The 8,905-nt window shown below is 68.4% G+C and carries 2 protein-coding genes; both read left to right on the plus strand.

Translation table 11 applies throughout. The features are described from left to right. Positions 1–1,225, plus strand: a 1,225-nt coding sequence (locus GVY39_RS33410; RefSeq protein WP_240679494.1) for a thioesterase domain-containing protein, incomplete at its 5' end; no start/stop codon positions are given. A 282-nt stretch (positions 1,226–1,507) separates the two neighbouring features. Further along, a partial coding sequence (locus GVY39_RS33415) for a non-ribosomal peptide synthetase (RefSeq protein WP_159930952.1) occupies positions 1,508–8,905 on the plus strand: 7,398 nt, incomplete at its 3' end.

The following is an 8,905-nucleotide window of genomic DNA, read 5'->3' on the forward strand; positions in this document are numbered from 1 at the left end:
CGGATACGTGGTGGCCGACACCGGCGCGCAGGTCGACCCGGTGCGGGTCCGCGCGGAAGTGGCTGGGTTCTTGACCGGCTACATGGTGCCCGACGCTGTGGTGGTGCTGGACGCGCTGCCGCTGACCCCCAACGGCAAGCTGGACCGTAAAGCGCTGCCTGCCCCGGAGTTCGTCAGCGGGGTCGCCTACCGTGCGCCGCGCACCGCCACCGAACACGCCATCGCCGAGGCGTTCGCCGACCTGCTCGGCGCCGACCGGGTCGGGCTCGACGACGACTTCTTCGCGTTGGGCGGCAACTCGCTGCTCGCGGCACAGGTCGTCGGACGGCTCCGGGACGCCACCGGAGCGACGGTGCGCGTGCAATGGTTCTTCACCGACGCCACCGTCTCGGGTCTGGCCGCGCGCATGGATGCGGGCGACGCCGATGCCAACGCGGCGTTGGAGGTGCTGCTGCCGATCCGTGCGAGCGGTTCGGCGGCCCCGCTGTTCTGCCTGCATCCGATGTACGGCTTGGCCTGGTCGTATGCGGGCCTGGCCCAGTTCCTGCCCGCGGAGCAGCCGATCTTCGGTCTGCAATCGCCCGCGCTGTCGGAGGACGGCGAGCTGCCCGGATCGCTGGACGAGCTGGCCGAGCGCTACCTGTCGGAGATCAGGGCGGTGCAACCGCACGGCCCGTACCGGTTGCTCGGGTGGTCGCTCGGCGGTGTGCTCGCCCACACCATCGCCACCAAGTTGCAGGACGCGGGCGAGCAGGTGGGGTTGCTGGCCATGATGGACAGCCATCCGAACCCGGACATCGTCGGGTTCCGCGCCGCGGTGCGCGGCGCCTTGGCCGAACTCGGCCTCGGTACGGCGGCTGCCGACGCCGATGATGTCTACGAACTCGACGACGAGGCGTTGGCCACACTGCACGCCACGATCCCGGCGGATCTGGTGGCCGTGACGCCACAGCGACTGCGCCGGATCTATCGCAGCGCGGTCCGGTCGGCGGAGCTGATCGCGGCGCACCGGCCGGGAGTATTCCGCGGCACCGTGCAGTACTTCAGCGCGGCCGTCGCCGACCCCGCCGACAAGTTGCGCGCCGCCGCGGCGGACTGGTGGCCATACGTCCACGGCATGGTCGTCGACCGGCCGGTCGAGGTCACGCATGCTCGAATGGCCGCACCGGAAGCGTTGGCGGTGATCGGCCCGCAGCTGGCCGCCCTGCTCGACGTCCGCCGTTGATCGTTCCGGCCGACGCCGTGGCCCGAATCGCGCGTCGGCAGGGAATAATCATCTCCGGCACTCGTCACGCGCGTCCGTTCCGCGGCCCGGTAGTCCACCGGTCGTGGCCGACGGCGCTCGGCGTGCGCCGGCGGTTAGGTAACGATCGGCATGCGCGCGTTCGATGATCATGATGCGGGGGGGCATGGTGACGTGCGTGTGGCGACGACAGACAGGGTGAGGCAGCACGATGGTTCGGGCGGTCGGGCAGCGGTGTGACGAGACTGCGGAAGCGGTGCGCGCATGACCCGCCCAGCCCGTGTGCGCCCGACCCGTACCCGCCGCCCCCGAGTCACCACCCTGCCGCAGTTGATGGCCACGGCCGTCGAGGCCAACCCGAGCGGCGCCGCCTTGGTGTTCGCCGACGCGACCAGCACGCTGGCGCAGCTGAGCTATGCGGAGCTGGATGAACGGTCCACGCGGTTGGCGCGTCTGCTGATCGATCGTGGGGTGGGTCCGGAGGATTTGGTCGCGGTGGGTGTGCCGCGGTCGATCGAGTCGGTGGTGGCGGTGTGGGCGGTGGCCAAGACCGGTGCGGGGTTCGTTCCGGTCGACCCGAACTATCCGGCCGATCGCGTCGAGCACATGATCGCCGACTCGGGCGCGGTCTTCGGGCTGACCGTCGACGAGGTCCGTGGCGACCTGCCGGACCGGGTCGAATGGCTGTCCATAGATACCGTCGAGTGCGCGCGGCGACTCGAGGAGTTCCCCGCCGACCCGGTGACCTACACGGAACGGGTTCGCCCGCTGCGCGGGGAGCATCCCGCCTACGTCATCTACACCTCCGGCTCCACCGGCAAGCCGAAGGGCGTGGTGGTCACACAGGCGGGGTTGGCGAGTTTCTGCGCTGAGCAGTGTGAACGGTATCGGGTGACGAGTGCGTCGCGGACGTTGCATTTCGCTTCGCCGTCGTTCGACGCCTCGGTGCTGGAGTTGTTGCTGGCGTTGGGCGGCGCGGCCACCATGGTCGTCGCGGCCCCTACGGTGTTCGGCGGCGAGGAGTTCGCGTCCCTGGTGCGCAGGGAGGCCGTGACCCACGCGTTCGTGACGCCCGCCGCGCTCGCCTCGGTGGACCCGGCAGGCCTGGACGAGTTGCGCGTGGTGGTGGCCGGTGGCGAAGTGTGCCAGCCGGAATTGGTGCGGCGCTGGGTGCTGCCGGTTTCCGGCGGGCGGACCCGTGAATTCTTCAACGGGTACGGCCCGACCGAGACCACGATCATGACCAATATCAGCGCGCCGCTCGTGCCGGGGGAGCCGGTGACGATCGGCGCGCCGATCCGGGCCGTCACCGAGTACGTGCTGGACGAACGATTGGTCCCCGTGCTCAGCGGTGTGGTCGGCGAGCTGTACATCACCGGTGCGCACCTGGCCCGCGGCTACCACGAACGGCGCGGGCTGACCGCGTCCCGTTTCGTGGCGAACCCGTTCGACGCCCACGGTTCACGGCTCTATCGCACCGGTGACTTGGTGCGGTGGACGCCGAATGGTGAGTTGGAGTATCTGGGTCGCAACGATTTCCAGGTGAAGATTCGTGGTTTCCGGATCGAGCTGGGTGAGATCGATGCGGTGCTGGCCGCGCACGAGACGGTCGATTTCGCGGTCACCGTCGGGCATCAGCTCGACAGCGGCGCCACCATTCTCGTCGCCTACGTGCACGCCGCGCCCGGCATGGTCGCCGACGCGGCCGAACTGGCCGCTTTCGCCGAGCAGAGCCTGCCCGCGCACATGGTGCCGACGGTTGTCATGGTGCTGGAGGAGATCCCGCTGACCCCGGTGGGCAAGCTGGACCGCGGGGCCCTGCCCGCGCCGCGGTTGCAAACCAAGGTGTTCCGCGCGCCCGTCGGTCCCCTGGAAGAGCTCGTCAGCGAGGTATTCGCCGAACTGCTCGGCCCGGGTGCGCCGGTCGGCGCGGACGACGATTTCTTCGAACTGGGCGGCAATTCGCTGATCGCCACGCAAGCCGCGGCCCGTTTGGGCGCCGCCATCGCGGCGCGGGTGCCCGCGCGGCTGATCTTCGAGAGCCCTACCGTCGCCGCGATGGCCGCGCGGCTGGAGCCGATGAAGGGCGCGGGGGACCGGCGGGCGTTGGTGGCGGTGGAGCGTCCGGAGCGGGTGCCGTTGTCGTTGGCGCAGCGGCGGATGTGGTTTTTGAATCAGTTCGATACTGGTTCGGCGGCGAACAATATTCCGTTCGCGGTGCGGTTGTCGGGTGTGTTGGATGTGGCGGCGTTGCAGGCGGCGGTCGCGGATGTGGTGGAGCGTCATGAGACGTTGCGGACGGTGTATCCGGCGGTGGACGGGACCGGGTACCAGGTCGTCGTGCCCGTGGCCCGAGCCGTCCCCGACCTCGCGCCCAAGCCCGTCGCCGAGCACGAACTGCTGGACTGGCTGCGTGGCTTCGCGCTGACCGGTTTCGATGTCGCGGCGGAAGTGCCGCTACGCATCGCTCTGGCCGAGATCGCCCCCGACGATCACGTGGTCGTCGTCGTGGTGCATCACATCGCCGCCGACGGCGCATCGGTCGCGCCGTTACTGCGGGATCTGCTCGGCGCGTTCCTCTCCCGGCGCAACGGGGCCAGACCGTCCTGGGAGCCGCTGCCGGTGCAGTACGCCGACTACACGCTGTGGCAGCGGGCGATGCTCGGCGACGAGGACGATCCGGATTCGGTGGCCGCCGCGCAGATCGCCTACTGGCGTCGTGCCTTGGCGGACATCCCGGACCGGATCGACCTACCCTCCGACCGGCCGCGCCCACCTGTCGCCTCCGGCCGGGGCGCGGAGTACACCTTCGCGGTGGACGCCTCGGTGCACCAGGGTCTGGCCGCACTGGCGCACAGTGCGGGCGCCTCGGAATTCATGGTGGTGCACAGCGCGCTTGCGCTGCTGCTCGCCCGGCTTACGGGCACCTACGACATCACCATCGGCACGCCCGTGGCGGGCCGTGGCGAGCGGGAGCTCGACGCGCTGATCGGTATGTTCGTCAACACGCTGGTGCTGCGCTCCCGGATCGACCTCGGCGCGTCGTTCCGTGCGCTGCTTGCCCAGACGAAAGAAACGGATCTGGGTGCGTTCTCGCATGCCGACTTGCCGTTCGAGCGGCTGGTCGAGGTGCTGGACCCGGTGCGCTCGCAGGCGCATCATCCGCTGTTCCAGGTGGCGCTGTTCTTCCAGAACATGAGCAGGCCCGAGGTGGTCCTGCCCGGCTTGTCCGCCCGGGTGCTCGAGCTGGACGGCGCGATCGCGAAATTCGACCTGCAACTGACCGTGGTGCCCGACGCCGAGGGCGAGCCGACGGGCTTCACGGCGATGTTCACCTACGCCACCGACCTGTTCGACGAGCGGACGATCGCGGAGTTCGCCTGGCGGTTGGAGCGGCTGTTGGCCGCCGCCGTCGCCGAACCCGACCGGCCGATCGGGACGATCGATCTGCTCGCTCCCATAGAGCGCGAACGCATCCTGCTCGAGTGGAACGACACCCGGTATCCGGTGCCCGCCGAGTTGCTGCTGGACGGTTACCGGCGTGCGGCGCAGGCGTACGCCGATGAGGTCGCGATCGTTTACGAGGGTGTCGAGCTGTCGTATCGGGCGTTCGATGCGCGGGTGAATCGTTTAGCGCGGTTGTTGATTTCGCAGGGTGTGGGTGCGGAGTCGTTGGTGGGTTTGGCGGTTCGGCGGTCGTTGGATCTTGTGGTGGGGATGTATGCGATCGTGGCGGCGGGTGGGGCGTATGTGCCGTTGGATCCGGATCATCCGGCCGAACGCATCGCGCACATCCTCGAGACGGCGCAACCGATCTGTGTGCTCACGACCTCCGCCGACGCGGTCGACGTGCCCGAAGGCACCGCGGTACTGCTGCTGGACGCCCTGGATCCGAACCGTTTCGACGACGCCCCGGTCCGTGCCGAGGAGTTGGTGCGCCCGGTGCTGCCGCACCATCCGGCGTACGTGATCTTCACGTCCGGGTCGACCGGCAGGCCGAAGGGCGTCGCGATCTCGCACTTCGCGATCCAGAACCAGGTCAGCTGGATGCTCGCGGCGTATCCGCTCGATGCCGACGACGTGTACTTGCAGAAGACGGCGACGACGTTCGATGTCTCGCTGTGGGGATACTTCATGCCGTTGCGGGCGGGGGCGAAACTGGTCGTCGCCACGCACGACGGCCATCGGGATCCGGTGTACGTCGCGGATACCATCGCCGCGCAGGGCGTGACGGTAACGGATTTCGTGCCGTCCATGCTGACGGTCTTCGCCGCGCACACCGCCCCCGGCTCGTGTCCCACCCTGCGCGACATCTTCGTGATCGGCGAGGCGCTGCCGCCGGAGACCGTCGCCGCTGTGCAGGCGGTGACCGACGCGGCTGTGCACAACCTGTACGGCCCGACCGAGGCGGCCGTGTCGGTGACCTACTGGCCCGCGACCGCCGCTGACGAGCGTTCCGTGCCGATCGGCGTGCCGCAGTGGAACACCCAGGTGTACGTGCTGGATTCGCGTCTGCAACCGGTGCCCGCGGGTGTTCCGGGCGAGCTCTATCTCGCCGGTGATCAGCTGGCCCGTGGATATGTGCGTCGTCCCGATCTCACCGCGGACCGCTTCGTGGCCAACCCGTTCGGTATCGGCGAGCGGATGTATCGCACCGGTGACCTGGTGGCCTGGCGCGCCCCGACCGAAATACTGCCGCATCGGCTCGACTATCTCGGCCGGACCGACTTCCAGGTGAAGTTTCGTGGTCAGCGGATCGAGCTGGGTGAGATCGAGACGGCGCTGCTGGCTCAACCGTCCGTGAGCCAGGCCGTGGCTCTCGTCGCGCCGTCCGCGCTGGGCGACCAGCTCGTCGCCTACGTCGTGCCCGCACCGGGACGAACGATCGAACAGGCCGAATTGCTCGCGGCGATCGGTGAAACGCTGCCCGCCTATATGGTTCCGGCCACGATTGTCGCGCTGGACGCGTTTCCCCTGAACCCCAGTGGCAAGCTGGATCGTAAGACGCTGCCGGAACCCACCTTCGAGGCCAAGCATTTCCGTGCGCCCGTGACCGCGATCGAGGAGATCGTGGCCGGGGTGTTCGGCGAAGTGCTCGGTGCGGGGCGGGTCGGCGCGGACGACGATTTCTTCGCGCTCGGCGGAAACTCGTTGGTCGCCACCCAGGTCGTGGCGCGGGTCGGTGCGGCGGTCGGTGCGCGGGTGCCGGTGCGGGCACTGTTCGAGTCGCCGACCGTCGCGGCGTTGGCGGCGGCGATCGAATCGGATACGCATGGTGAGCGCGCTGTAGAGCTCGGCGGTATCGCGCGGCCGGAACGTCTGCCGTTGTCGCCGGCGCAGCAGCGTATGTGGTTCCTCAACCGCTTCGACCATGCGGACAACCCTGCCGCGGCCACCGCTTCGGCGGCCTACAACCTGCCGTTCGCGTTGCGGTTGACCGGCGAGCTGGACGTGGCCGCGCTTGGGGCGGCGCTGAACGATGTCGTCGCGCGGCACGAGGTGCTGCGCACGGTGTATCCGGAGACGCCGGACGGTCCGGTGCAGGTGGTGTTGCCCGCCGCGCAGGTGGCGCTGGACGTGGCCGTGCATCCGATCGGTGCGGCCGACATCGCAGGCGAGGTGTACGAACTCGCCTCGGCTCCCTTCGATGTGACCGCCGAAGTGCCCGTACGAGTGCGATTGCTACAGGCCGCGCCGTCGGAGTTCGTGCTGGTGGTTGTGGTGCATCATATTGCGGCTGATGCGTCGTCGATGGGTCCGTTGGTGCGGGATGTGATGATCGCCTATGCGGCGCGCACTGCGGGTGACGTGCCGGGGTGGTCGCCGTTGGGTGTGCAGTACGCGGATTACGCGTTGTGGCAGCGGGCGGTGTTGGGGGAGGAATCGGACCCGGAATCCATCGCCGCCCAGCAGATCAGATTCTGGCGGGAGCAGCTTGCCGGGTTGCCGGATTTGTTGGAGTTGCCCGCGGATCGGCCGCGTCCTGTGGTGGCGTCGTCGGCTGGTGCGCGGGTGGATGTTGCGGTTGATGCGGCGACGCATGCGGGTCTGGTGGAGTTGGCGCGTGCGCATGGTGCGACGTTGTTCATGGTGGTGCATGCGGCGTTTGCGGTGTTGTTGGCTCGGTTGTCGGGTAGTTCGGATGTCGCTGTCGGTAGTCCGGTGGCGGGTCGTGGTGAGCGTGAGTTGGATGATTTGATCGGTATGTTTGTCAATACCGTGGTGTTCCGGTCGCGGGTTGATGGTGGTGAGTCGTTCGCGGGTTTGCTTGCGCGTCAGCGTGAGTGGGATTTGGCGGCGTTCGCGCATGCGGATGTGCCGTTCGAGCGGTTGGTGGAGGTGTTGAATCCGCCGCGGTCGACGGCGCGTCATCCGTTGTTCCAGGTGGGGTTGTCGTTTCAGAATGTCGGGCGTGCGGTGTTGGAGTTGCCGGGCTTGTCGGTGGCTGGTGTGGATGCGGATTTGGATGTGTCGCAGTTCGATCTGCATTTGATTGTTGGTGATGGGTATGAGGAGTCGGGTGCGGCTGCGGGTATTGGTGGGTTTTTGACGTATGCGACGGATTTGTTCGATCGGGCGACGGTGGAGGGTTTCGCGGCGCGGTTCTCGCGGATCCTCGCGGCTGTGGTCGCGGATGCGAACGTCGCGGTCGGCGATATCGACATCCTCGCCGACACCGAGCGCACCGACGTGCTCACCGTATGGAACGACACGACCCACCCGGTGGAACCCGCCGCGACGCTGGGATCGTTGTTGCGCCGGGCCGTCGCGGCGGCGCCGGCAGCGGTCGCGCTGGTCGCCGACCTGCCCGATGGTGCACGCGCCGAACTGACCTACGCAGAGCTGGCTGCCCGGGTCAACCGCCTCGCCCGCTACCTGGTCTCGGTGGGCGTCGGCCCCGAATCCCGGGTCGCGCTCGCTTTCCGCCGATCGGTCGATCTGGTCGTGGCGATGTACGCGGTGGCCGAGGCCGGTGGTGCGTATGTGCCGGTGGATCCGGATCAGGCTGCCGAGCGCACGAGCTACATCCTGGCGACGGCCGCTCCGGTGTGTGTGTTGAGCAACGCGGAGGCGGAGTTCGACACCGACGTCGCGCCGGTGGTGCGGCTGGAGGACTTGGAACTGACCGCGGTCGCGAGCGCGCCGCTCACCGCATCCGAGCGGGTCGTACCGCTGCGGCCGGAGAACACGGCATACGTCATCTTCACCTCGGGATCGACTGGCCGCCCGAAAGGCGTCGCGGTGCCGCACGCGGCCATCGTGAACCAGTTGCTGTGGAAAGTAGCCGAATTCGAGCTGACCGAGGACGACTCGGTGCTGCTGAAGACGGCGGCGACGTTCGACTTGTCGGTGTGGGAGTTCTGGTCTGCCGCCGTGTGCGGTGGCCGGCTGGTGATCGCCGCCCCGGAGGGCCACCAGGATCCCGCGTATCTGAACGACCTGATGGCGCGGGAGTCGGTCACCACACTGCATGTGGTGCCGTCGATGCTCGACGCGCTACTGGTACACCGAGCAACCGCGGAGGCGGTGAATTGGTCGCCACGGCGGGTGTTGGCGATCGGTGAGGCGTTGCCGGGTTCGGTGGCGCAGCGGTTCCTGCGGGAGAACCCGCGTACTGAGTTGTTCAACTTGTATGGTCCGACCGAGGCGGCGGTGTCGATC

It is taken from the genome of Nocardia sp. CY15, assembly GCF_009829295.1.
GTDB classification, from domain to species: Bacteria; Actinomycetota; Actinomycetes; order Mycobacteriales; family Mycobacteriaceae; genus Nocardia; species Nocardia sputi.